General features: G+C 33.8%; 22 protein-coding genes and 1 pseudogene. 7 read left to right on the top strand and 16 right to left on the bottom strand.

What is annotated here, in order from left to right:
* Positions 1-120: 120 nt before the first annotated feature.
* The 5 genes from DB891_RS14605 to DB891_RS14585 all read right to left on the bottom strand — a co-directional run bounded on the left by DB891_RS14605 (position 121) and on the right by DB891_RS14585 (position 5,833).
* On the bottom strand, positions 121-909 hold the full coding sequence (locus DB891_RS14605) for a hypothetical protein (RefSeq protein WP_116764322.1): 789 nt from the start codon (positions 907-909) through the stop codon (positions 121-123).
* A 292-nt stretch (positions 910-1,201) separates the two neighbouring features.
* Positions 1,202-2,530, bottom strand: coding sequence for an aldehyde dehydrogenase (locus DB891_RS14600; protein WP_116764321.1), 1,329 nt, complete (start codon positions 2,528-2,530; stop codon positions 1,202-1,204).
* 76 nt (positions 2,531-2,606) lie between these two features.
* Positions 2,607-3,302: an RluA family pseudouridine synthase gene (locus DB891_RS14595; protein WP_116764320.1), complete on the bottom strand. Its 696-nt coding sequence runs from the start codon at positions 3,300-3,302 to the stop codon at positions 2,607-2,609.
* Positions 3,303-3,358: 56 nt separating this feature from the next.
* Entirely contained in the window at positions 3,359-4,177 is an 819-nt protein-coding gene (gene panB / locus DB891_RS14590) for a 3-methyl-2-oxobutanoate hydroxymethyltransferase (protein WP_116764319.1), read from the bottom strand.
* Between the two features lie 228 nt (positions 4,178-4,405).
* Positions 4,406-5,833, bottom strand: a complete 1,428-nt coding sequence (locus DB891_RS14585) for an L-serine ammonia-lyase (RefSeq protein WP_116764318.1) — start codon at positions 5,831-5,833, stop codon at positions 4,406-4,408.
* A gap of 286 nt (positions 5,834-6,119) precedes the next feature.
* On the opposite strand from DB891_RS14585, the gene DB891_RS14580 reads away from it, so the two are divergent.
* Positions 6,120-6,278 carry a hypothetical protein gene (locus tag DB891_RS14580; RefSeq protein WP_116764317.1) on the top strand — a complete coding sequence of 53 codons (159 nt, stop codon included), beginning with the start codon at positions 6,120-6,122 and terminating at the stop codon, positions 6,276-6,278.
* 118 nt (positions 6,279-6,396) lie between these two features.
* Here the strand turns inward: DB891_RS14580 and DB891_RS14575 are convergent, their stop codons facing one another.
* Both DB891_RS14575 and arsC read right to left on the bottom strand, forming a co-directional pair.
* Positions 6,397-8,871 carry a TonB-dependent receptor domain-containing protein gene (locus tag DB891_RS14575; RefSeq protein WP_116764316.1) on the bottom strand — a complete coding sequence of 825 codons (2,475 nt, stop codon included), beginning with the start codon at positions 8,869-8,871 and terminating at the stop codon, positions 6,397-6,399.
* 165 nt (positions 8,872-9,036) lie between these two features.
* Complete coding sequence (arsC, locus tag DB891_RS14570; RefSeq protein ID WP_116764315.1) at positions 9,037-9,378, bottom strand: arsenate reductase (glutaredoxin); 342 nt, start codon at positions 9,376-9,378, stop codon at positions 9,037-9,039.
* 104 nt (positions 9,379-9,482) lie between these two features.
* Here arsC and DB891_RS14565 point away from each other — a divergent pair, with 104 nt between their 5' ends.
* Both DB891_RS14565 and DB891_RS14560 read left to right on the top strand, forming a co-directional pair.
* On the top strand, positions 9,483-10,397 hold the full coding sequence (locus tag DB891_RS14565; RefSeq protein ID WP_116764314.1) for a CPBP family intramembrane glutamic endopeptidase: 915 nt from the start codon (positions 9,483-9,485) through the stop codon (positions 10,395-10,397).
* A 39-nt stretch (positions 10,398-10,436) separates the two neighbouring features.
* A complete protein-coding gene (locus tag DB891_RS14560; protein ID WP_116764313.1) occupies positions 10,437-11,495 on the top strand; it encodes an AMP-binding protein in 1,059 nt (352 codons plus the stop codon).
* Between the two features lie 61 nt (positions 11,496-11,556).
* Here DB891_RS14560 and DB891_RS14555 read toward each other — a convergent pair whose 3' ends face one another.
* Both DB891_RS14555 and DB891_RS14550 read right to left on the bottom strand, forming a co-directional pair.
* Positions 11,557-11,988, bottom strand: a complete 432-nt coding sequence (locus DB891_RS14555; protein WP_116764312.1) for a DoxX family protein — start codon at positions 11,986-11,988, stop codon at positions 11,557-11,559.
* 180 nt (positions 11,989-12,168) lie between these two features.
* Positions 12,169-12,678, bottom strand: a complete 510-nt coding sequence (locus tag DB891_RS14550; protein WP_116764311.1) for a hypothetical protein — start codon at positions 12,676-12,678, stop codon at positions 12,169-12,171.
* A 417-nt stretch (positions 12,679-13,095) separates the two neighbouring features.
* Between DB891_RS14550 and DB891_RS14545 the strand changes: the two genes are divergently transcribed.
* Positions 13,096-13,281, top strand: coding sequence for a hypothetical protein (locus tag DB891_RS14545; protein ID WP_116764310.1), 186 nt, complete (start codon positions 13,096-13,098; stop codon positions 13,279-13,281).
* On the opposite strand, the gene DB891_RS14540 is transcribed toward DB891_RS14545, so the two are convergent.
* From DB891_RS14540 to DB891_RS14520, 5 genes are all read right to left on the bottom strand, one after another.
* The gene (locus DB891_RS14540) at positions 13,252-13,785 is read right to left on the bottom strand and encodes a mechanosensitive ion channel domain-containing protein (protein ID WP_116764309.1); all 534 of its coding nucleotides are present in this window, start codon (positions 13,783-13,785) and stop codon (positions 13,252-13,254) included. The two genes, DB891_RS14545 and DB891_RS14540, sit on opposite strands and share 30 nt — an antisense overlap.
* A 10-nt stretch (positions 13,786-13,795) precedes the next feature.
* Positions 13,796-14,377: a Maf-like protein gene (locus tag DB891_RS14535; protein ID WP_116764308.1), complete on the bottom strand. Its 582-nt coding sequence runs from the start codon at positions 14,375-14,377 to the stop codon at positions 13,796-13,798.
* Positions 14,370-15,296 carry a geranylgeranylglycerol-phosphate geranylgeranyltransferase gene (locus DB891_RS14530; RefSeq protein ID WP_116764307.1) on the bottom strand — a complete coding sequence of 309 codons (927 nt, stop codon included), beginning with the start codon at positions 15,294-15,296 and terminating at the stop codon, positions 14,370-14,372. Before DB891_RS14530 ends, DB891_RS14535 begins: the two co-directional genes overlap by 8 nt.
* Positions 15,297-15,463: 167 nt before the next feature.
* Positions 15,464-15,991, bottom strand: coding sequence for a KdsC family phosphatase (locus DB891_RS14525; RefSeq protein ID WP_116764306.1), 528 nt, complete (start codon positions 15,989-15,991; stop codon positions 15,464-15,466).
* On the bottom strand, positions 15,975-16,736 hold the full coding sequence (locus tag DB891_RS14520; protein ID WP_116764305.1) for a Rossmann-like and DUF2520 domain-containing protein: 762 nt from the start codon (positions 16,734-16,736) through the stop codon (positions 15,975-15,977). Before DB891_RS14520 ends, DB891_RS14525 begins: the two co-directional genes overlap by 17 nt.
* 198 nt (positions 16,737-16,934) lie before the next feature.
* Here DB891_RS14520 and ccsA point away from each other — a divergent pair, with 198 nt between their 5' ends.
* On the top strand, positions 16,935-20,123 hold the full coding sequence (ccsA, locus tag DB891_RS14515) for a cytochrome c biogenesis protein CcsA (protein WP_116764304.1): 3,189 nt from the start codon (positions 16,935-16,937) through the stop codon (positions 20,121-20,123).
* 434 nt (positions 20,124-20,557) lie between these two features.
* On the opposite strand, the gene DB891_RS14510 is transcribed toward ccsA, so the two are convergent.
* Both DB891_RS14510 and DB891_RS14505 read right to left on the bottom strand, forming a co-directional pair.
* Entirely contained in the window at positions 20,558-21,340 is a 783-nt protein-coding gene (locus DB891_RS14510) for an anti-sigma factor (protein WP_116764303.1), read from the bottom strand.
* Positions 21,340-21,870, bottom strand: a complete 531-nt coding sequence (locus DB891_RS14505) for an RNA polymerase sigma factor (RefSeq protein WP_116764335.1) — start codon at positions 21,868-21,870, stop codon at positions 21,340-21,342. The genes DB891_RS14510 and DB891_RS14505 overlap by 1 nt, the downstream gene beginning before the upstream one ends.
* A 219-nt stretch (positions 21,871-22,089) precedes the next feature.
* On the opposite strand from DB891_RS14505, the pseudogene DB891_RS17810 reads away from it, so the two are divergent.
* Together DB891_RS17810 and DB891_RS14490 are read left to right on the top strand one after the other, a co-directional pair.
* Positions 22,090-23,328 (top strand): annotated as a pseudogene (locus tag DB891_RS17810) (DUF4331 family protein).
* A 76-nt stretch (positions 23,329-23,404) separates the two neighbouring features.
* The gene (locus tag DB891_RS14490; protein ID WP_116764300.1) at positions 23,405-24,697 is read left to right on the top strand and encodes a tetratricopeptide repeat protein; all 1,293 of its coding nucleotides are present in this window, start codon (positions 23,405-23,407) and stop codon (positions 24,695-24,697) included.
* Position 24,698: the final 1 nt, after the last annotated feature.

Raw genomic sequence — 24,698 nt, 5'->3', positions numbered from 1 at the left:
AAAACTAAACTAGAAAAAGAAAAGTTGAAGTAATAGGATAATAATATATTATAGCATAATAACATAACTTTTTATTTAAGTTAGTTTTTATAAAATAGTTGAAAAGTGAATTTTACAATTTTATAAAACAAAATTGGTTTCTTCTATTTTATCTTGAGAATCAATACCTACAATAGCACTGTAAATAGCATAATTCATGGAGTAAAAAAATGGCAGTGTAAAAAACACACCAATACAACATCCTATAAAACCTACCATTGCACCAATAATTGCCACAATTATTAATCCTAGTAAAACGAAAGGTTTTTTTAATACAATTGCGATACTGTATTTTATGGCTTCAATCGCGTTTAAATTGCCAAAAATAATAAGAGGAATAGTTAGAATAGTAAGGAATGATATAAAATTGGAAATGAAATTACCAAGTAAATCTAATTTTAGATGAGAAAGTGTTATTGCTTGTAAAAAACTAATTGAAGTAATTAAAAAAGTGGATACTATTATTTCCTTAAGGTAAGGAAGTTGATAATAACTAAAAAGGGTACTGATATGGAATTCTTCGTCTTTATCTCCACAATCGGCCATTTTAAGAAATCCAGCTTGAAATGGAGCTAATAAGCAAGATACTACAAGAATAGCGCTACTGTAAATTAAAAATGATGAGCCGGATAAGTTTTCTGATTTTAAATTTTCGGGATTTAATTTTTCTGTAATTAAGTCAATGCCCCAAAACGAGATTAGCGTTCCTATTGCAAAAAGTCCAAATAAAACCGAAAACACAAATAACACTAATCCTGCGTACAAGGCAATTTTTTTATAATTTTCGAAGGCATGATTGAATACATTCCCAAAATCCAATTGGTATCCATTTTTTTCAATATCGTGTAGTCTTTCTTTTAGTAGGCTCATTTTTTATTAGCTTGGTTAAGTACTATTAGGTTTGGTTATTTTTTATAAGTTATTTTCAAATGGAATTCTAAAATAGGATCTCCATTACCACTTGTTTCCACCTGTATTCTATATCCTAGTACAATGTTTATTTTTGAATAGGACTGCAAATTTAGTGTTTTTTTTATTCTTAATGAATCAAAAACTTCTAATGGATTGGTGTCATAGTAGATGAAAGCCCTACTAATCAAAAGTTTTGAACTGCTAATGGAGCGCTTTTGTAGTCTTCAATTCGCTTACCAATTTTGGTTTTTTACAACCATTTTAATAATTTCTTGATTGAGGCCAATTTGTTATTGTAGGGAGCGTATCGCATAGGCAGATCTAGCCAAGTTGCTTTTTTTACGACACCTTTACAATGTGAAAAAGTATCAAAGCTTAGCTTACCATGGTAAGCACCAATTCCACTATGGCCTACGCCGCCAAAAGGGAGTCTTTTATTAGAAAAATGCATCACTGTTTCATTAATACAGCCTCCACCAAAGGAATGGTTCTTGATGATTTTTTTTGCAAATTTTCTATCATCTGTAAAAACATACAGGGCCAATGGTTTTTCGTATTTTGAAATCACTGGACCTATTTCAGCTTCATCTTTATAGGTAAGTATAGGTAATATTGGTCCGAAAATTTCATCTTCCATCAGTAAACTATCTAAAGAATTTTCTTCAATGAGTGTGGGACTGATGTAACAATCCTCAACATCGGTTATCCCTCCAAAAATCACTTTTTGAGGTTCAATCATACTGACCAATCGGTGCCAATTTTTTTCATTGACTATTCTTGGGAAATCAGGGGATGATTTGGGATCTTCTCCGTATGCGGCTGTGATTTCTTTTTTTAGATAATCCACAAAATGGCTTTTCATGTCTTCTTGTATCAAGATATAATCTGGGGCAATACACGTTTGACCTGCGTTCAAAAATTTACCCCAAACAATTCTTTTGGCAGCTAGTTTCAAATTAGCAGTTTCGTCTATAATACATGGGTTTTTACCTCCAAGCTCCAGTGTTACTGGTGTTAGATTTTCGGCAGCGGCTTTGGCTACGATTTTGCCAACTGGAACACTGCCCGTAAAAAAAATGTAATCCCATCTCTGGGCTAGTAGTTTTTGGGTGGCTTCTACACCGCCTTCTATCACTTTAACGTGATTGTGTTGGAATGTTTTTTCAATAATCTCAGCAATTATGGCTGATGTTTTCGGAGTCAGTTCAGAAGGTTTTAAAACCACTTGATTCCCAGCAGCAACTGCTGAAATTAAAGGGCAAAGCGCCAGTTGAAAAGGATAATTCCAAGGAGCAATAATTAAAACTTTACCGTAGGGCTCTTTATAAATATAATCAGTAGAAGGAAAGTTGAGTAATGATGGCCATACTCTTTTTGGTTTTGCCCAACTTTTGATGTTTTTTATGGTATCTTTTAACTCAGATATCACATAACTGGTTTCTGTAAGAACGGATTCAAAAGGAGGTTTTTTGAAATCTTCGTGTAAGGCTTGGATGATTTTATTTTCATGTTTGATGATTACATCCAGCAGTTTAATTAAAGTCTCTTTTCTTGAACTAATATTTAATTTGTAACTCATCATAAAAAGACATTGGTTAGTTATAAGGCAAGTTAAATTTTATAATTCAAATATAAGATCTTTTTCCTATGAAATTTTAAATGGCTTTCCAAATTACTTCATCTGGAGTTGGAGCAATAATGGTTATATTTTCTTTTGAAACAGGGTGAATAAACACCAATTTTCTGGCATGAAGATGAATTCCACCATCAGGATTACTTCTGTCAAAACCGTATTTTAAATCTCCTTTGATGGGCGAACCGATAGCCGAGAGTTGAGCTCGTATTTGATGATGTCTTCCCGTGTGCAATTGAATTTCAAGGCCATAATAATTGTCCAGTTCTTTGATGATTTTGTACTCTAAACTGGCCAATTTGCTATCTGGGACTTCTTTTAGATGTGCTTTTGAAGTGTTGTTTTTTTCGTTTCTTTTGATGTAATGAACAAGAGTGTCTTCGTTTTTGGAGGGCTTATTTTTGACAACCGCCCAATATGTTTTTTGAGTTTCTCTGTTACTGAATAATTCATTCATACGGGTCAAGGCCTTACTGGTGCGGGCAAATACCACGATTCCGGTAGTGGGTCTGTCTAATCGATGAACCACTCCAAGAAACACTTCGCCAGGCTTGTTGTATTTGTCTTTGATGTACTCTTTTACAACATCACTTAGCGGTTTATCTCCTGTTTTGTCCCCTTGCACAATATCTCCTACACGTTTGTTTACCACGATTAGGTGATTGTCTTCGTGTAGGATTTGGAGATTGTTTTTATTGGATATTATTTTATTGGACAATGGTAAATTGTTTAAATATTTTAAATTAATGAGAACTGAATACTGAGATCTGATTACTAGTATTGTTCGCTTGGATTTGGAAAATCACATGATTTTACATCTTCAACATATTTACTGATTGCCGAAGTCATACCTTCGTATAAATTCATGTAGCGGCGCAAGAAACGAGGGCTAAATTCATTGTTCATCCCCAACATATCGTGAATTACCAATACTTGTCCATCTACACCACCACCAGCACCAATCCCAATTACAGGAATCGAAATGCTCTGTGCGACTTTTTCTGCCAAATGAGCAGGGATTTTTTCAAGAACTAATGCAAAACAACCCAGTTTTTCTAAAAGTTTGGCATCTTCAATTAATTTTTCAGCTTCTTCTTCTTCTTTGGCACGAACAGTATATGTCCCAAATTTATAAATAGATTGTGGAGTTAAACCCAAATGTCCCATAACGGGAATTCCAGCGTTTAGTATTTTTTTTATGGATTCTTTTATTTCTTTACCACCTTCCAATTTTACGGCATGACCTCCACTTTCTTTCATGATTCTGATAGAGGAACGCAAGGCTTCTTTTGGGTCTGATTGGTAACTACCAAATGGTAAATCAACAACAACTAAGGCTCTTTCAACAGCTCTAACCACCGATGAAGCATGGTAAATCATTTGGTCTAATGTAATTGGTAGTGTAGTTTCATGTCCCGCCATAACATTTGAAGCTGAGTCTCCAACTAGAATTACATCAATCCCAGCAGTATCTACAATTTTGGCCATGGTATAATCATAAGCCGTAAGCATCGAAATTTTTTCACCATTGGCTTTCATCTCAATTAAGGACTTTGTAGTTATTCTTTTATAGTCTTTTTTTGCTACAGACATAATTATTTATGATTTTAATTCCGATAATTTTCGGTGTTGATTTTTGTTTGAGAGTGTAAAAGTAATAAAATCTCCCAATTAATAAAGGAAAGATGCTTTCCTTTATTAATTGGGAGATTTTATGAAAACTTGATGTTCAGCTTTTTTATGATGTAAAATACATACATGATATGATTTAAGTTTGTTTTTAATTGTTCAACAACTAAAAACTGCTCATTGAACACTTTTCTAACAATCCGCCATATTTACGGCAATTGCCAGTCCTCCTTCAGAGGTTTCTTTGTATTTGGAGTTCATGTCTTTGGCGGTTTGCCACATGGTATCTATTACTTTATCCAAAGGAACTTTTGCGTTTTTGGCATCGGTTTCCAAGGCGAGTTCGGCAGCATTAATTGCTTTTATAGCACCCATTGTATTTCTTTCGATGCAAGGAATTTGAACCAAACCACCAACAGGGTCGCAAGTTAATCCTAAATGATGTTCCATAGCGATTTCGGCAGCCATAAGTACTTGAGCAGAAGAGCCTCCCATCAATTCGCATAAGGCTGCAGCAGCCATTGCCGAGGATACCCCAATTTCGGCTTGACAACCTCCCATAGCAGCCGAAATGGTTGCCCCTTTCTTAAATATACTGCCTATTTCTCCGGCAACCATCAAGAATTGTTTGATTTCTTTTTCACCAGCTTGGTGGTTTTCAATTACCAAATAATACATCAAAACTGCAGGAATAACTCCGGCACTTCCGTTGGTAGGAGCGGTAACTACTCGACCCAATGCTGCATTTACTTCATTTACGGCCAGTGCAAAACAGCTTACCCATTTTAGGATTTGACGAAATTTCACTTCGGTTTTTCGAATTTCTTCTAGCCATTCCTGAGGATTGGTATAGTTGGCCAAACCGATTAAGTTTTGATGCATATCAAAGGCTCGTCTTCGAACATTGAGTCCACCGGGAAGAATACCTTCGGAATGACAACCGATATACATACATTCGAGCATGGTATTCCAAATGCGCATTAATTCGTGATGAATTTCGGCTTCGGGACGCATCGATTTCTCATTCTCATAAACAATTTCAGAAATAGTTTTATTTTCAGAAATGGTATAATTCAAAAGTTCTTCCGCATTTTGAATAGGGAAGGGGAACGCACATTTAATGGCCTGTTTCTTTTTGGCATTATCCCGTTCTTCTTTTACGACAAATCCTCCTCCTATAGAGTAAAAAGTTGAAGCATATTCAGTTTCATCATTAAAGTAAGCCGTAAAAGTCAATCCATTGGCATGGAAAGGAAGGAAGTTTTTATTGAAAACAATATCTTGAAGAAAGTAAAAAGGGATGTTGATTTCATTTCCCAAATTGATTTCATTTTTTGCCTCAATTGATTTGATAATCCCGTCAATATCTTTAATTGGAATGTATTCTGGGTCTTGGCCACTTAAGCCTAGCATAACAGCCAAATCAGTCGCATGCCCTTTTCCTGTTAAAGAAAGAGAACCGTATAAATCAACTTTTACTCTTGTAATAGCATTAAGGTTGTATTCATTTCTTAATTCGATTAAGAAACGTTCTGCTGCTCTCCAAGGGCCAAGTGTATGAGAACTAGAAGGTCCGACACCAATTTTTAACATATCAAAAACCGAGATACATTCTTCCATAAATTTGTAAATTTTGTGGAACAAATATAACTAATAATTAATCGTGTAAAAAGTGAAATTTTTGCTAAAAAATGATGATTTAATAAAAATGCTGTTAAAAGAGAGTGGTGGTTTAAAGGATTGTTATAACGCTTCTGTTTTGTGTAGTATTAGTATTCTGCATTTTTTTGTTTTAATTTAGTTCAGTTGATCACTAAAAAAATAGCATCATACTTTTTGTGATTTTTATTGGTGTACAAAGATAATAAGCCTATATTTGTGGCTTCATTCAAAAATTCCGGAAAACATGTTTGAATTTCAACAGTATTTAGGCTTTTTACTTTTCTTAACCGTCCTTACAATGGGATTTTGGTTAATGTTTTTCTTAGTTGGTTTCGTATCCTATTGGGTAGGTGGAGCAACTTGGGAAGCTTATAAAGAAAAGAAAGCAAAAAGAGAAGAGTAATCAGCATAGCCTGATTTTACTTTACAAAAAAAGGACCCGTTTTACGAGTCCTTTTTTTTATAGACAAAAATCCGCATTAGACTTTCGAAGTATAATGCAGATTTTTGGGTTATGTTTATTATCCTTGAAAATCGCCTTCACCTTCGCCTTGTTGTTTTTTAGGTTTTTCTTTATCATTTTTTGCCTTGTTAAAACGATAGGTAAAGGATAACATAATTTGTCTTGCTCTAAATTGCATTTCACCATACGAATTGATTAGACCTGGAATATGGGTTTCCATTTTTCTAAGTCTGGAATTAAAAACATCATTCACATTGAGTGCAAGAGTTGCTTTGTCTTTCATTATATCTTTGCTAAAAGCGGTATTGACTCCAACAACACTTAATATTTTCCCTTGAGCGGTAGTTTGTGGACCGTTGTAATTAGCATTGGCTTGCCATTCTATTTTGTACGGCAAAGTAATACGTGAATTAATGCGTCCTGAGGTTGAAAAAGCTTTACTGTCAAAGTTTTGAAGGACTTCAGTACCTAAATAATTGGTGTAAACGTAATCACCAGTTGTTAGTATATTATACAAATTGAAACTTCCGTTTAATTTCCACCATTTGTAGGGTGAATAATTTAAAGTCAATTCAAAACCTAATCTTTGTTCTTCGGACAAATTGATTGGAGTACTTAAAATAACGGGTGTTCCATTTACAAAATCGCCAGTTTCCAGTCGTACAAATGTGAATACATCGGTAGTGTTTTCATAATACATGGATGTGCTTAGAGTCAGTTTCTCCCAACGCTTCAAATAACCAAAATCAAATTTATTGGTCATCGATGGGTCTAAATCTGGATTTCCTTTAAAGATATTGATGTTACTGGAGTAATTGACAAATGGATTCATAAAACGGCCTCTAGGTCTCGAAATCCTTTTGCTGTAGCTTAAAGTAAAACTTGTTTCTTCGGATAAATCATAAGTAACGAAAGCACTTGGAAAAAAGTTGCTGTATTTTTTTGTATTGAAATCGGATGTGACTAATTGATTGACTTCAATATTTGAATTTTCCCATCGTAAACCTAATAAATAAGAAAATTTATTTTTTTTGAATCCGTATTGGGTGTAAAGGGCATTGATGTATTCTTTGTATTCTAAAGTGTTCGATAAATTCGGATTAGGAACGGTATTTCCGTTGCTATCAACATCTGCTACAAGATAGTCATTGGTTAAATTGCTAAATTCACCTTTGTATCCTGCTTCAAATTGATTCCCTTTTTCAAAAGGCAACACATAATCCGTTTGGATTTGAGTTTTACTTTGGTCTTGTATAGTACCTGTTTTATCTATTGCCGGATTTATGGTGTTTTTGATATTGTCATCAACAATGATTGAGTTCACGTTATCATCATTCTTGGAGTAGGAACCGTCAAAAGATAATTTATGCCCTTCATTATTGAAGTTTTTAGTAAAATTAGTGGTGTATTCTATATTTTTACTGTCATTTGATTCGTCATTTTTTCGGGTACTGGAATACAAATAACTCATGTTTGAATCAAAATAACCGTAAAATACGTCATCCGTATTGTCTCCTTTATTTGTTCTATAATTAAAGGTGTTGGTCCAAAAAGTGTTGGGAGCAATAGTCCATTCTAACCCAATATTGCTATTGAATCCTTTTCCTGTTCTTTGTGTGTCTCTATTGTCATTGACATAACTTTTTGTGGTTCCGTCACTGTTTAAGTATTGGGTTTCGGTTTTATTGTAACCAGGATTGTTTCTGTAGTTATATCCATTAGTGGTGAAAAAGTTAAGTTTTTCGGTTTTATAATTGATGTTGGCGCTTGCACCATAGGTTTCAGGATGACCGACATTGGCAATAAACGATCCATTTAATCCTCTGTTTTTTCCTTTTTTAAGAATAATATTCAATATTCCTGCGCCACCTTCGGCATCATAACGGGCAGATGGATTCGTGATTACTTCAACTTTGTCTATGGCATCAGCTGGGATTTGACGTAAAGCTTCGGAGATGTTAATGGCATTTGAAGGTCTTCCATCTACTAAAAATCGAATATTTTCATTACCTCTCAAACTGATAACTCCATCTGTACTTACTGATACCGATGGGATATTGTCGAGTACGTCGCTTACCGTTCCCCCTTTTACCATTAAATCTTTCCCTACGCTATATACTTTTTTGTCCAGTTTAATTTCTACGGTCGTTTTTTCGGAACGAACAACCACTTCGTTCAATTGTGAAGCATCTTCCTCTAGGCTAATTACACCTAAAGATTTTTTTTCTAGTATACTTTTTTGTTTGATTTGGATTGATTTAAACGAAATGAATTCTATGGTAATATCATAAACTCCTGGAATGACCTCAGCTTCAAATTCTCCTTTTCCGTTAGTGATTCCGCCGGCTATACCTTTGGGGTTTTTAGTGTTTTTTAAGGTGATAGTAGCGTATTCAAGAGGTTGGTTACTAACTTTATCAACTATTTTCCCTGTTACTTTTATTTTGCTTCTTGTAGGAGGGCCTTGCTGTGCAAAATTGGAGAGACCAATAAATAAAAATAAGAGAATTACAGTAAGTTTAAAATTTTTCATACGAAGATAATATTGTTTTTGTTGGAATATGGTATCGCCAGATCTTCATTGGTGTTTGTGACCAATTTTGTCATGGCGATTTCATGTAAAATAAATAAGTTTTCCAACTTGGATAGTAGAAAATGAAAATGGTTTAAAGCTGAATTCTTAAAGTTTTGTTAATGTCTATAAAAACGAAGTTACTTTCTCTGGATCTCTTCCTATAATCGCTTGATCTCCTTTGACTACAATAGGTCTTTCTATAAGAATAGGATTTTCAACCATGGCTTGAATGATTTCATCCGGTGTCAATGATCTTCCTTTGAAATTCTCTATCCAAATTTTTTCTTTCTGACGCACCAATTCTATTGGGGTAAGGTTTAGTTTTTGAAGTAATAACGCCAATTCAGCGGCTGTTGGAGGAGTGATCAGATAATTGATGATTTCATATTCTTTGTTGGATTCGTCCAAAAGCAGTAAACAATTTCTAGATTTTCCGCAACGCTGATTGTGGTATATTTGTATCATTATAGTAAGTAAGATTTAGTTTATGTTAAAGTAAAGAGCTATTTTAGACGGAACAAAAATAAGATTTGAAACACCAATCGAAGTATAATTATAAAAAATAATAAATGTTTTTAGAGCAAGGTATAAAAGAAGAGAATAAATTTTCGAAGTATTTAATGGGGACTGTATTTATAATAATGGCTTCTTTTTTTGGGCAGTTACCCATGCTGATAGCTCTGTTGTATGAAACTACATTTAAAGGAAAAGTATACCCGTCCAGTGATCAAGAACTAATGCATTTTTTTGATCCTAATTTGACTTTGTTTTTTTTGCTTATTTCTTTTGTTTTTGTTTTGTTCGGAATCTATTTTGTTGTTCGGTTTTTGCATCAACAATCTTTGCTTTCTATAATAACATCAAGACCAAAATTAGACTGGAGTAGGGTATGGTTCTCTTTTGGTATCTGGTCCGTTTTTACAATTGTTTCTACTTTGTTATTTTGGTTTTTTAGCCCTAGTGATTTCGTGCTCAATTTTAAACTAATTCCATTTTTATTTTTAGTGATAATTGGAACTTTATTAATACCCGTACAAACCACTGTAGAGGAATTGGTATTTCGAGGCTATTTAATGCAAGGATTCGCTAACTTATCAAAAAATAGATGGCTTCCTCTAATTATGACTTCCGGTATTTTTGGATTGATGCATATTGGCAATCCAGAAGTGGCTAAGTTGGGTTATGTGATTATGGTTTATTATATAGGAACAGGATTGCTTTTGGGTATAATTACATTAATGGATGAGGGAATGGAATTGACATTGGGTTTTCATGCAGCCAATAATTTAATTGGGGCGTTATTAGTCACAACAGATTGGTCTGCTTTTCAAACCAATTCTATTTTTAAAGATGTATCAGAAACCACTGTTGGAGTTGATATTATTATACCGATAGTGGTGGTTTATCCTTTGCTTTTGGTTATATTTGATAAGAAATACGGTTGGACTAATTGGAAAGAAAAACTAACTGGGAAGATTGTTTAAAATTTAATTCTACAATAGAATCTAAAAAAAATAACCAATATGATTAATACAGTAACTTATAAAAATGTCCATAATTTTTTTAAATTAAATGGATATCATTTAACTAAAGAAGATCTATGCAGAGTAGCCTATAGTTTTATAAAAGAAGGGGAAGATTACGAGCAAGCTGTTGGCGAGTTCTTATTGGATTGGTTTGATGATAAGAATTATATTGATATGTATACTTCGGGAACCACAGGAATGCCCAAAAAGATAAGAATAGAGAAAGAGGCAATGGTGCAATCAGCTATTGCTACAGGAGATTTTTTTGGACTTCAACCGGGGAATAGAGTTTTACATTGTTTACCAACCAATTTTGTTGCGGGTAAAATGATGTTTGTTCGATCTTTTATTTTAGGACTAGACATGGACTTTGCTGCTCCAAGTTCCAATCCTTTAGAACATAATGATGAACGATATGATTTTGCAGCGATGGTGCCGCTTCAAGCAAAGAATTCTATTAAAAAGTTAACGAATATCAAAAAAGTAATTATTGGAGGAGTGAAAGTTCATAAACCTTTGGAACAAGAATTGGTTAAGTTGCCCATTCAAATTTATGAAACGTATGGCATGACGGAAACAATCACTCATATTGCAGCTAAGAAAATAGGAGAAGAAGCTTTTTCTACATTGCCCAATGTTACTGTTTCTGTAAATGAAAATCAATGCTTGGTGGTTCTTGCTAAAAATATAAGCAACGAAAAAATTGAGACAAATGACATTGTAAATTTAATTTCGGACACGCAATTTGTTTGGTTGGGTAGATATGATAATGTTATTAATAGTGGCGGTATAAAATTAATGCCAGAGCAAATTGAGGATAAGTTATCTACATTAATTTCAAGACGTTATTTCGTAAATGGTGAACCAGATGATACTCTTGGGGAAAAAGTGGTTCTTTATATAGAAGGAGAGCCGATGAAATTAGACGAATCGGTTTTCAATAGATTAGATAAATATGAAAAACCAAAAGAAATTGTTTTCATTCCAAAGTTTAAAGAAACGGCTACCGGAAAGATAATGAGAGCTGAAAGTAAAGAACTAGTTGAAGAAAAGTAATAGTTTAAGTTTTGATTAAAAAGAGAGAGAGGATTATTATTCCTCTCTCTCTTTTTTTAAATTATTTTTCCATTTTAAAAAAATAATCCGCGGAGTTCTTTCCACTTCCATAAAATGTAAAAAACGCACAAAATCCGAAAACTATTATTGCTTGAAGTAAATTTTCGGAATGCATCTCTCCCATAAAATTAATGACAATTGCGCCTAATAAAATGGGTAGTTGTGCTATTATGGCCCATCGGGTAAGCAGACCAAAGAAAATCATGATACCTCCCAAAAAATGTGCCGAAGCTACATAATGGATAATAAACCATCCGTACATTCCTTTTTCATAATTGTCAATTGAGGATATCAAATCTTCCAAATATTGGATATTTGTTATAAAAGTGATTCCTTTTACAAACAAAAATACTCCAAGTGCCATTCGTATCAAATCTATTGTTAAATAAGTGTGCGCATTGGCCCATTTATTCAAGGTTTTTACACTGTTCATAATTTTTCAAGTTTAAGTTTATCGATACTAAGGTATTAATTTTTAGTGAGATAAGTGTAATTTGTGACGGTATTTTTTATCAATTTTATTTTTTGTTCTTACTGGCTTACCCACGATTGATCCTGATAATTATCGGGAGTGGGCTATAGTAGAAATGCTGATAAAATGTAAATTAGAGAGTTAATGTTTCCCTTTTCCATTGTTTTTTTTTCCTTCATGCTTATCGTGATGATCATGGTCATGATTATCGTGATCGTGGTTGTCGTAATCACGATGCTCACTATAGTCACCTCTGTTTTTCTGAGGTTTCCCTTTGTAGCCTTTGTAATATTTTACTTTGTGACTGTTGAAATGGGAGTAAGGCCTATTGCCGTGATAATCGGTTAATACTACTTTATAGCCATTGTGTAAATTATATTTTCTACAACGGTTGGGTAATTGTCTGGTTCGAACCCAGTTTCCGTTTCCAAAATAAATATACTGAGATGCTCTAATGTCATAATAAACTTCTATATCCGGTAAATAGTAATAATCCACATCATTATACCCTACAGGGCCCCAAACAGGAGGTCTTCCTATATTAACATTTACGTTAGGTGTGCCTATATTTACATTAACAGAAACTTGGGCCTGTGTTGAAATCGCTGTAAAAAACAGGAGTCCGATAATGAATAATTTAATTGTTTTCATTGTAATTTAAAATTTGGTATTTAGGGGTTATTTGTATGCAGTTCATTAGAAGGAATTCGTCTTTTTCGGATTACTTAGATAGACAATAACTCAACATTAAATGTATTATTGTATAACTTGAATCGAATGATTTTAGGGGCTCTCTAGTCTGTGTTTAATTTATTAGGACTATCCTTAATTCTGGCAAGTTTTCATTTTTGCCACATATTTCAAGGGTCAATACTAATTTTATAGGACAACTATCCGTTAAAGAGACAATAATTATTTTTCAGCCATGAATTCCACAAAATTGGCTGTGTTTTCTATTAAAGTTCAAAAATCGTGCCAAATAAAATAGCTTCGCCCTTACGTTTTGAAAGCTTCTCGATACAATTTTATACATTAAAGCTATTGTATTAATGTATAAAATTACTCGAAGTGGCAGTTGAAACAGCTTGGCTTAATGGCATTGGCAGATCGGCTCGTGGCAAAAAAATATTTGATATTGTTGATAGTTATATAGCTTTAATAACCTCTAAGGAAGAGAATGTTTTGGAAATTAAAGCAATTGTTCTGTGGTTAAATCGTGTTGAATTAATCAGTAAACTCATTATCGTTGATTGAAGGTTTCTTCATGATTGAAATCCCTTTCTGAAAAAATAAATTATTGGGATAGATGATCACTTCTCCCTCTTTGGATCGTAAAGTCACATGAAAAGCTCCTATATCTTCTATTTCGCCTTCTTCAAGGAAATCTTTATCATGAATTAAAATGATATCTCCAATTTTGAAAGGAAACGAAAAAAACAAAATAATTCCAGATGAGATATTGCTCAAAATAGACCATTGGGCAAACATCGCTACACCAATTACGGTAGCAATAGACGAAAGCGTAATGAAAATATCTTTGGCTTGAACCCCCCAAATTAATATTAAGGTAATCAATGCCAAAATAGTAATCAGAATGTGAATGTACTTGATAACCAAGTTGGTTCTCCGTTCAATTATTTGGCTTGTTTTAGCGTATTTTCGGACTAATTTGGAAACAATTATCCGCATTAGAATAACTAGCATTAATAGGATTCCTGTACTGATTTCCTCTTTAAGATAATGATTAAAAAAATCCATTTTCTGTTTTTTATAAATTAATCAAATAGTCATACACTTTATCGGTTGGCATTCCCATAACATTGGCATAGGATCCTTCTATTTTTGAAACCCCAATAAAACCGATCCATTCTTGAATGCCGTAGGCTCCGGCTTTATCATAGGGTTTGTAATTTTCTAAATAATAAAGGATAGCTTCATCACTTAATTTATTAAAGGTGACTTTTGTTGTTTCAAAAATCAAATCAGACGACGTATTAGTTTTAAAACATACCGAAGTGATGACTTCGTGAGTCGCATTTGATAATGATTTTAAAATTTCAAAAGCGTCTTGATGATCTTTTGGTTTACCCAAAGGCTTGTTGTTGTGCCAAACGATAGTGTCACTTGTTATCAGAATTTCGTTGGGTTGCAACTCGCCTTCAAAGGCATTGGCTTTCAATTGTGCCAAAAAGTTGGTGATTTCCTCCGCTTTCAATTCGGAAGGAAAAATTTCTTCGATTTCTTTTAACCTAATTTCAAAATCCAAGTCTAAATCCTTGAAAAATTGTTGTCTCCTCGGAGAACCCGAAGCCAATATCAGTTTGTAATCCTGTAGTTTTTCTTTAAGCATGATGTTGAATGTTGTAAGTGACAATCGCAATAGAAAATAAACCAAATAAAATCACTAGTTTTAAAATTATACTTAAGTGATGAAAATTTTTGGTCTTTTTTGCGGTAGCCATTTTTATGATAAAATAGAGTAGGGGAGCAACAACAAATAACAACGCATATAGTGTAGCGATGTATAAATTGTTTGGCATATAATAAGTGTTAATATAGAATATAACCATTAGCAACGGAATGAAACTTATAACCAAAATCAATTTTGAGGTTCGGTTAATTCCGAGTACTATTGGCAATGTATTCATACCTTGATTGTAATCGCCATTGACATCTTCCAGGTCTTTTACGATTTCTCTGACAAAGTTAATGATAAAAGCAAATAGGGCATAATCAAGAAGTATTGAAAATAAATTGGACATAATTTGTTGGTTTCCTGGATTTGTAACCGGAAAAAGATCAAAAACTCCAATGATAATTACACTAAACGATAATAATAAAGCCACGATTAGATTCCCAATAAGCATCATTTGTTTGAGGCTTGTTGCGTACAAATAAAGCGTTGCGGCTATCATAATAAAGATAGAAGCGAAACCCGGTTTTGCAATCACATTAGACAAATAAAATCCAATGCCAACGCCCCAAACAGTCAATGCTAAATAGATATTATAAGCTTGGGTTTCCGAAATACTTTTGCCTACAACAACTTGATTGGGTTTGTTATCATTGTCTGTTGCCTGATCAAAAATATTATTAATCACATACCCTCCAGCTGCAATTAAAACAGTAGATAAGACCAAAAGGCAATATTGCCAATCACTAAGCGCCAAAGGAATATTTTGCAATTTCAAAAAACCATAGCGAAAAAGCAATTGCATCAGCGCCAGCATCAATAGGTTTTGGTAGCGTATAAGTTTAAGGTACTTCATATTTAGTGTTCAGTGTTCATTTTTTTAGTGTTCAGATTAGAGGATCTAGTATTCAGTGTTCAGTTTTTATTGTTCATATGGTATTCAGTGTTCATAAAAAAAAGAACTAAATTACTTTTTATCAATCATTGCAACTGATTACTAAAAAACTGACCACTGATCACTAATCAATCGTGTTTCCCGTCAAAATAAGTCATCCATTTTCCTTGTACTTTCATCACTTGTTCAATCACATCGCGGGCAGCGCCTTTGCCACCTTTTATGTGGGAAATATATTTTGAAATCGCTTTTATCTCTGGACTTGCATCTTGTGGGCACGCAGGTAATCCCACTAATTTCATGACATGATAATCCGGAATATCGTCGCCCATATACAAAACTTGTTCTGGGTTGATGCTGTAAACATCAGTGTATTCTTTAAATGTTTCTACCTTGTCTGGAGTCCCCAAATGAATATCGGTTATCCCTAAATTGCGGAGTCTCACTCGAACTCCTTCGTTGCTTCCGCCTGAAATGATGCATACGTTATATCCGCTTTCAACAGCTGCTTTCATGGCATAACCATCGCGAATGTTCATCGTTCTTAGAATGTCTCCTTCATTGGTTACAAAAACAGAACTATCTGTAAGTACGCCGTCTACGTCAAAAACAAACGTAGTAATATCATTCATTATTTCTTTATAGCTTTTTGCCATGATTTTGTATAGATTGTGTTAGTATTTTATAAATGGTAGATTGATTTTCATTCGATAAAAAAGATTCATGCGCTGCAATAGTAGAAACGTCATTGCGTTTTGCAGGGCCAGTTTGTGCATCTTCGGGAGAAAGGGTCAAGAGTTTCTCGGCAGTTTCCAGAATCAAAGGTTTTAAAATATCGAATGGAACGTGGTTTTCTTGACAAATTTCATTTCCTAATTGGTATAAATAGTTGGTAAAATTGTTGACAAAAACCGCTGCTATGTGCAATGCTTTTCGTTGATGAGAATCGATTTTGTAAACAATATCAGAAATAGATTGAGCCAATTTTTCTAATAGCGCATAATCACTCTCCAGTTGAGTTTCCAAGCAAAAAGGTATGGTTTTAAAATCTACTGCTTTTCCTTTGGTAAAAGTTTGCAAAGGATAAAAAACACCTTTCCTGTTCTTGTCATCTAGTGATGTCAATGTCGCACTGCCCGAAGTATGTACAACCAATCGATTTTCGAAAGGCAATTGAGCAGAAACGCTTGCAATAGCATCGTCTGAAACGGCTATAATGTACAAATCGGCTTCCGCCAAAGCATTCCAATCATTTGTTATTTTGCCGGAATCAAGGAGAGGGGAAATTTCCTTTTGGGTTCTTGAAAAAACCTGAATGATCTCTACCGCTCCGCTTTTTGCGAAAGCATCAATCAAGTGTTGTGCCACATTTCCCGAACCGATAATTGTTATTTTAATCATTTTGCAAAATTAACAAAAAAAAACGAAGAGTCTGAACGTATTTTTTTTGAACAATTGTAACAAAGATGCATATGATTTATTTTTTTTGTCTAAAATTAAGGATGCTTATTTTTGGATTAAATTAACAATTGCCCTCTTATACAAGTGGACAATTTTGAGTACTTTTGCGACACTTAAATAAAACGAAACTCCTTTCAAATGGATAAAAAATTATTCTCTGTCCTGTTTTCAACCCGATTAATGGCTTTGTTGTTTTTGACTTTTGCAATAGCAATGGGTGCTGGAACTTTTATAGAAAGCAAATACAATACCGATACTGCTCGAATTTTAGTGTATAATACCTGGTGGTTTGAAGCTATTATGGGATTCTTTATGATTAATTTTATTGGGAATATCAAGCGTTATCAATTGCTTAAAAAAGAAAAATGGGCGACTTTATTGCTGCATTTGGCTTTTGTATTTATTATTGGTGGAGCTTTCATCACTCGTTATATCAGTTTTGAAGGGATGATGCCTATTCGTGAAGGAGCTGCGGAAAATCAATTTTATTCTGATAAAACATTCCTGACTCTTTTTGTTGATGGAGAATATAAAGGTGAAATGAAACGTAGGGTTTTTGAAAAATCCGTTTTATTATCACCAGTTACCGATAATGATTTTACCATGAAAGGTGATTTTGCGGACACGAAGTTTGAAGTAAAATACGAAAATTTCATTATGGGAGCCAAAGAATACATTAAACCGGATCCTAAAGGAAGTTTGTATTTTAAACTGGTTGAAGCCGGTGATGGTGGCCGTGAAGAGCATTTCTTAAAATCAGGGGAAGTTCAAAATATTCATAATGTACTTTTTGCCTTAAATAAATTTACCGAAGGTGCTATCAATATTAATACAACGGGAAGCAGTTATACTATTCAAATGCCTTTTGAGGGAGATTTTATGCGAATGGCGGATAAAATGCAAGGGAAAGTGGTAAAAGACATTGTGCAACCTTTGATGATGCGTTCTTTATACAGTATTGGAGATATTCGATTTGTTTTTCCAGAGCCTGCCTTGACTGGAGTTATTGATTATCAGACTAAAAATGATTTTAAAGAAAAAAGTCATGAGGACGCTTTAATAGTTAAAGTGATTGCCAATGGCAAAGAAGAAAAAGTTACCTTATTGGGATCTAAAGGAAAAACGGGAGATTCTAAAACCTTTAAAATAGGTGGATTAGACTATACTTTCTTTTACGGAAGTAAAGCTTATGTTTTGCCTTTCAAAATAAAACTAAACGATTTTATTGCTCAAAAATATCCGGGAACCGAGAAAAGTTATTCTTCTTTCGAGAGCCAAGTGACCGTTCAAGACTCTGTAAAACCATTTGATGCCAGAATTTATATGAATAATGTTCTGGATCATGAAGGCTACCGTTTTTTTCAATCTTCATTTGATCCGGATGAAAAAGGAACAGTTTTATCTGTAAATCACGATTATTGGGGAACTACCATCACTTATATTGGGTATTTCATGTTGTTTTTTGCCATGATGGCGATAATGTTTACCAAGCATTCCCGATTTGCCGATGTGAAACGAAAACTAGAAGTAGTGAAAACTAAAAAAGCAAAGCTGTTACCAATTCTTGTTTTGTTATTTAGTTTAACAGGTTTTGCACAAGAGCATGAAGGTCATAATCACTCTGCCGATGAAACCGAAGCTTCACATAATGAAAGCCATGTAAGGGTTAAGCCTACACAAAGACAATTGGATTCTCTATTGACTGCTTTTACAGTTAATAAAGATCATGCTGCAAAATTTGGTAGATTGGTCATCCAAGATGCGGGAGGTAGAATGAAACCGATCAATACATTCTCTTCTGAATTGTTGCGAAAAGTAAGTCATTCTAATTCGTACAAAGGGATGAACTCGGATCAAGTGTTTTTGTCAATGACCCAAAGTGCTCAATTGTGGATCGAAATTCCGATAATTTATATTAAGCCAGAAAACGATAGTATTCGTAAAATTATAGGAATTGATTCCAAACAAAAATATGCGCCTTTTATCGCTTTCTTTGACGAAAAAGGAAATTACAAATTATCACCCTATCTGGATGCTGCCTACAAAGCTGGAAATCCAAATCAATTTGAGAAAGATTTTATAGAAACGGATAAGAAAGTTAATCTGATGGAATCTGCCTTGAGTGGTAGTATTTTAAGGATTTTTCCAATACCGAATGATCCCGGCAATAAATGGATTTCGTATCTAGAATTAGAAAAGGCTGGTATGAAAGGAATGGATTCTACGTATACCAAAAGTATTTTGCCTCTTTATTTTGGGACTTTAGGACATGCCATTGAGTCTAAGAATTACAAAACGTCTGATGATTTATTGGAAAGCATTAACGGTTTCCAGAAAAAATTTGGTAGTAAAGTGAGACCAAGTGAAGAGAAAATTAATTTAGAAATTACATATAACAAATATGACTTGCTTCAAAAGTTGCCTTTTGCGTATTTATTTGCAGCGATTTTGATGTTATTGTTTACTATTCTTAAAATATTTAAAGAGTCTAAAATTTTAAACATTTTAGTCAATTCTATGCATGTAATTATAGCAGTTCTTTTTGTATTGCACACCATTACATTAGGAGCGCGCTGGTATATTTCGGGGCATGCCCCTTGGAGTAATGCTTATGAAGCCATTGTGTATGTGGCTTGGGCGACGATGTTCTTTGGATTGGCATTTGACATAAAATCAAAATTGACGGTAGCTTCGGCGGCATTTGTGACAGCAATGATTTTAGCGGCTGCCTATGCCAACTGGGTTGATCCAGAAATAGCCAATTTGCAACCCGTTCTTAATTCCTATTGGTTAATGATTCACGTTGCGGTTATTGTGGCGAGTTACGGACCATTTGCATTGGGAATGATTTTAGGTTTTGTCTCTCTTGTTTTAATCTTTTTCACCAATGAAAAGAACAAAACCAAGATGGATTTGAATATAAAAGAAATCACCTATATCAACGAAATGGCATTAACAGTTGGTTTGATAATGTTGACTATTGGAAACTTCCTTGGTGGTCAATGGGCTAATGAAAGTTGGGGACGTTACTGGGGTTGGGATCCAAAAGAAACTTGGGCTTTAATCAGTATTATGGTGTATGCATTTGTGATTCATGCTCGATTTGTACCTTCATTAAGAGGAAAGTGGATCTTTAACCTAATGAGTATGTTCGCCTTTATCTCTATTTTGTTTACCTATTATGGGGTAAACTTTCACTTAGTGGGATTACATTCTTACGCTAGTGGCGAAGCGCATTCTTTGAGTTGGATTTGGTATTCATTGGGGACAATATCTTTAATTGGAGCCATTACTTATCCAAAATACAGAAAGTATTATAAAAAATAGGTTTTGATTAAACAAATTCAAAAGGTTCAACTTAGCGGTTGAGCCTTTTTTGTTACGTTCAATTGAGTATTTATATTCTGCATATCATACAAAATAAAGTTTTAAAACAAATAGTCAAGTCTTACAATTATAAAAATAATATGTATTTTAACGATTAAATTTGCTTTTCAAGGATATGTTTCTATATATTTGCCCTATCTATTCAAAGATAATTATTAAAGGTTTGTAAATTTCTAATTTAGTAGGTTAGGTTTAGGAGATTAAAATACAAAGGGGGGCCTTTAATATTATCATTATTATTTGCAAAAGATGTCCTTTTTGAGGACATCTTTTTTTTGTACTTGTTCTAAATTCCTAAAAAAAAACTCACTCCAATTAGTTTATTAGAGTGAGCGTTTGTCTTATTGATAATAACCCAATTTCTTGGGTTTAAACTACACTTTTCCTAAAGTATACAATTGTTCCATTGTTGGCGTCAAACTTCCTCCTGCAGGTTCTAATGTAATTCCGAAAGCTTCTGCACTACCAGTATCTTCAACTGCAAATATTTTTTGATTATTTGTATCGAAATTTTCTAATAAACCAATGCTTGTTGGGGTTAATGGATTCATTTTTAAGGCCCAAACCTGATAAACCATTCCTTTTGGCGGTTCCGGTAATCCAGCTGCATCTACATAAACGACTTTGGTTTCTTTGTTCCAATAGACTTTAGCAAATGACTTCGGATTTACAGCCTGTCCGCTAAGGGCCACTACTGTATTTTTTTGATCTCTAATTGCTGCCAGACTAGTTTCTGCTGCTTTATTTTTTTGTTCTAAAAAATTTAATTCTTTAGTGAGTTTCTCTTTTTCGTTACCAATAGTCACAACTTGGTTATTGGTTTGTCCCAGTTTTTGGTACTGGTAACCGATTCCAATCAATAATACAATGGCTGCTGCCCAGCCCATATAATTGGACCAATTTCTTGGTTTCATTTGGATAACGCTAGAATGTTTGAGTTCTAGTTTGGCTTTTATCTTTTCAAAATTGGCAACCGAATGGAAAGGAGAAAAGCTAGAGGACAAAGCAACAATTCCTTTCTCAATAGCTATGATTTCATCGTTTATTTCGGGATGATTTTTGGCCATAGTGCTCACTTCTATGTTTTCGGCTTCACTGAGTAAACCGTAAACATAAAGTTCTAAAATGCCTGATTCTATATATTCTTTCGTATCCATTATAGTTTCAAATAAAGTCTTAAATCGTTAATACAATTTCTGTTTTGTGTTTTTACAGTTCCAAGTGGAATCGCCAATTCCTCTGAAGCTTCCTGTTGGGTATATCCTTTAAAAAAAAGTAAATCTATAATTTGAATACATTTTGGTTTTAGTTTTTTGACAAACTCCTGAATCCCAATTGTATCGATTTTGTTTACCAGTTTATTGCTGTCGTCTAAGAGATGTACGAAATTATCAGAAGAAAGGTTTTTTTGACTGTCATTAAAATTTTTGGATCTCAATTTATCTATTGAAGTGTTTCGGGCAATATTGAGAATCCAAGTATAAAATCGCCCTTTGCTCTCGTTATAGGAATCAATATTCTTCCATATTTTGACAAAAACTTCTTGGAGTACATCTTCAGCTTCTTCTCGGTTTTTTACCAACACATTAATAACCGAGAATAGACTTTTGGAATACATATCGTAGAGATACGTAAACGCCTTTTCATCTTTCTGGTGAATTAAAACTAACAATTCATCTTGGGTCATATTTTCTTTTTTAGTAGTTGCAAACATATACAATTCCATTAATAAATAGCAGATTATATTTCTTAATGCAACAATTTTATTTTTTTTTGAAATAAAAATATGATCTATAATCGCTGTAAATCAGTTGTTTGAAAAATAGTTTAATTTTTTATTCACTTTTTTAAAACCAAAAGACATCCAATCCCGTAAATGCTTTTATAACTTTTAAATTATAACAAAATGAAAAAAACAAAAATGATATTAGGTTTATCACTAGCAGTGATTTCAGGCTTAATTTTAGTAGCAGCGGATCACATTGATGTTCCGGGAACAATGTCAGGAGATGCCGGCGACATTACGGATGTATACACGTTTCAAGGTCAAGACACCAATAATTTGGTTTTTACGGTAAACACACAAGGGTTATTGAGTCCAAATGCTACAGCAATGGCAACATTTAAAGAAAATGTAATGGTCGAAATTAACATTGACAACACTGGGGACAATGTGGAAGATTTAGTAATTCAAGCCATCAAAAGAGGAGATAAAATGTACTTCTTTGGACCTTATGCTCCAACTGCCACTGGGACTTCCAGTATGATTAAAACAAGTGCAGCTTCTGGTGAAGTAGCTATTTCTACTTATGGTGCCGCCCCGACAATGGCGACCAAAAATGGAATGAAATTTTTTGCAGGTCCAAGAGACGATCCATTTTTCTTTGATTTGGGACAATTCAAATCAATTCTTGCAGGAACAGCAACAGGTTTCAATAATCCTGGAACAGACACTTTTGCAGGAACGAATGTTCTTTCTATAGTTGTTGAAGTTCCAAAAACAATGTTAGGTACTTCAAGTACATTAAATGTTTGGGCCGAAACCAAGAAAAAACAATAATTAATATACTATTCTTTAAATTTTACAAATATGAAAACAAATCAATTCAAAATTATAACGGTAGCATTAGTAGTCGCTTTTTTCTCTGTGAATTGTGACAATAATGATGATAATGCTAATGATGGTGTGCAAAGTATGGATTTTTCAGGAACTTATGTGCAACAGGATCAAATGGCTAGGCCAGCAATTAATACCGTTTTCATTGCTTCGGGACAACCGAAAGATGATTTCAATGCAGCAGTTCCTTCTAAAATGGGAGCCAAATACCAGTCTATCTTTCAATCTAGATTATTGGCGCTGAATTCCGGTTATACAACAAATGCATTAGGACAAGATGCCGCAGCATTTACAGGACTTTTGTCTACTGATGTATTGAATGTTTCTAAAACGGCCAAGACTACTTTCTTTGACGGAACCAATGTTTTAACAGGAAGAGCTTTGGCTGATGATGTAATTGATGTAGAGTTGTTACTGATTTTTGGTGGACCAATGGGGACTTCAAATGCGGGACTTACTTCAGATCACGTTAATGCTAATGATAAAGCATTTACAACATCATTTCCTTACTTAGCAACTGCTTGGTAATATTTTATAAAAAAACAGAGTAGGTTTTGGACTGCTTGCTCTGTTTTTTTTCAAAACAAACAAACAAAATTAGATTATGAAGAATTTAAAAATAATACCGTTATTGTTTTTTGTAGCAATGCTGAACAGTTGTACCAATACACCTTCTCAAATTACACAAACTTCGGACTACGAGAAATACCTAAACATAAAAGACAATAAATCCATTGATTTTGCCAACCGTGAAATTAATTTCTGGCAAACAAAATTTGATACAGCACCCAATCAAGCAATGTATTTAGGAATGCTAGCTGCCAATTATGGAACTCTTTTTCAATATACAGGAAACATTAAAGATTTATACAAATCGGAGGAATTGTTGACAAAGTATAATGAAGCTTATAAATATTCTCGTGTATCGACCATTCGAGCGCTTGCTCGAAATTATATTTCTCAACATCGTTTTAAAGAAGCTTTGAATCTTGCCAATAAAGCATTAGCCATTGGTGAAGGACGAAAAGAGACTCAAAAATTACTGTTTGATGTGCAAATGGAAGTGGGGAATTATCCTGAAGCGCTGAAAAACCTAAATGCTATTCGAGAAATGAATGATTATGATTATTTAATTCGTTTGGCCAAATGGAATGACCATAAAGGGGATTTGAAGACCGCAATAACATTTATGGAAAAAGCTCGAGACATATCGATAAAAGACGATAATAAAACATTGAAAATTTGGTCGTATTCTAATTTAGGTGATTTTTATGGACATGCAGGCCGAATACAGGAATCGTATGATAGTTATTTGAAAACCCTGGAAATAGATCCTAATTATTCGTATGCCTTGAAAGGGATTGCCTGGATCGTTTTTTCGCACGAAAGAAATACCACCGAAGCGAACAGAATTATTACGGCTATCGCCAAAAAACATGATACACCAGATTTTTATTTATTGAAATCACAAATCGCAGAATTCAGCGGAGATAAGTCAATGGAAGTAGCGAATAGAAACGCTTACTTTTCAATGCTCAAGAAGTATAATTACGGAGCGATGTACAATAAATACAATGTTTTGATTTATGCCGATACAAAAGCTACAGCTTCAAAAGCGCTAGAAATTGCTAAAGTCGAAATTGATCACCGACCAACTCCAGATTCTTATGATTTATTGGCTTGGTCGTATCTGAATTTGGGGCAAAATAAAAAAGCTTTGGAAATTGCCCAAAAATATGTTGTTGGTAAATCCTTTGAACCTAAAGTACAATACCACTTGGCTATGATTTATAAATCAAATAATAGTATCGAAAAAGTAAAACCAATCAAAGAAGAATTATTGGGTAGCACTTATGAATTAGGACCAACTTTGGAAAAAAAGGTGATGCAATTGTAAT

It is taken from the genome of Flavobacterium laiguense, assembly GCF_003097655.1.
GTDB classification, from domain to species: Bacteria; Bacteroidota; Bacteroidia; order Flavobacteriales; family Flavobacteriaceae; genus Flavobacterium; species Flavobacterium laiguense.
The sequence above is the reverse complement of the archived record's forward strand: the minus strand, read 5'-3'. Positions and strand labels throughout refer to the sequence as shown.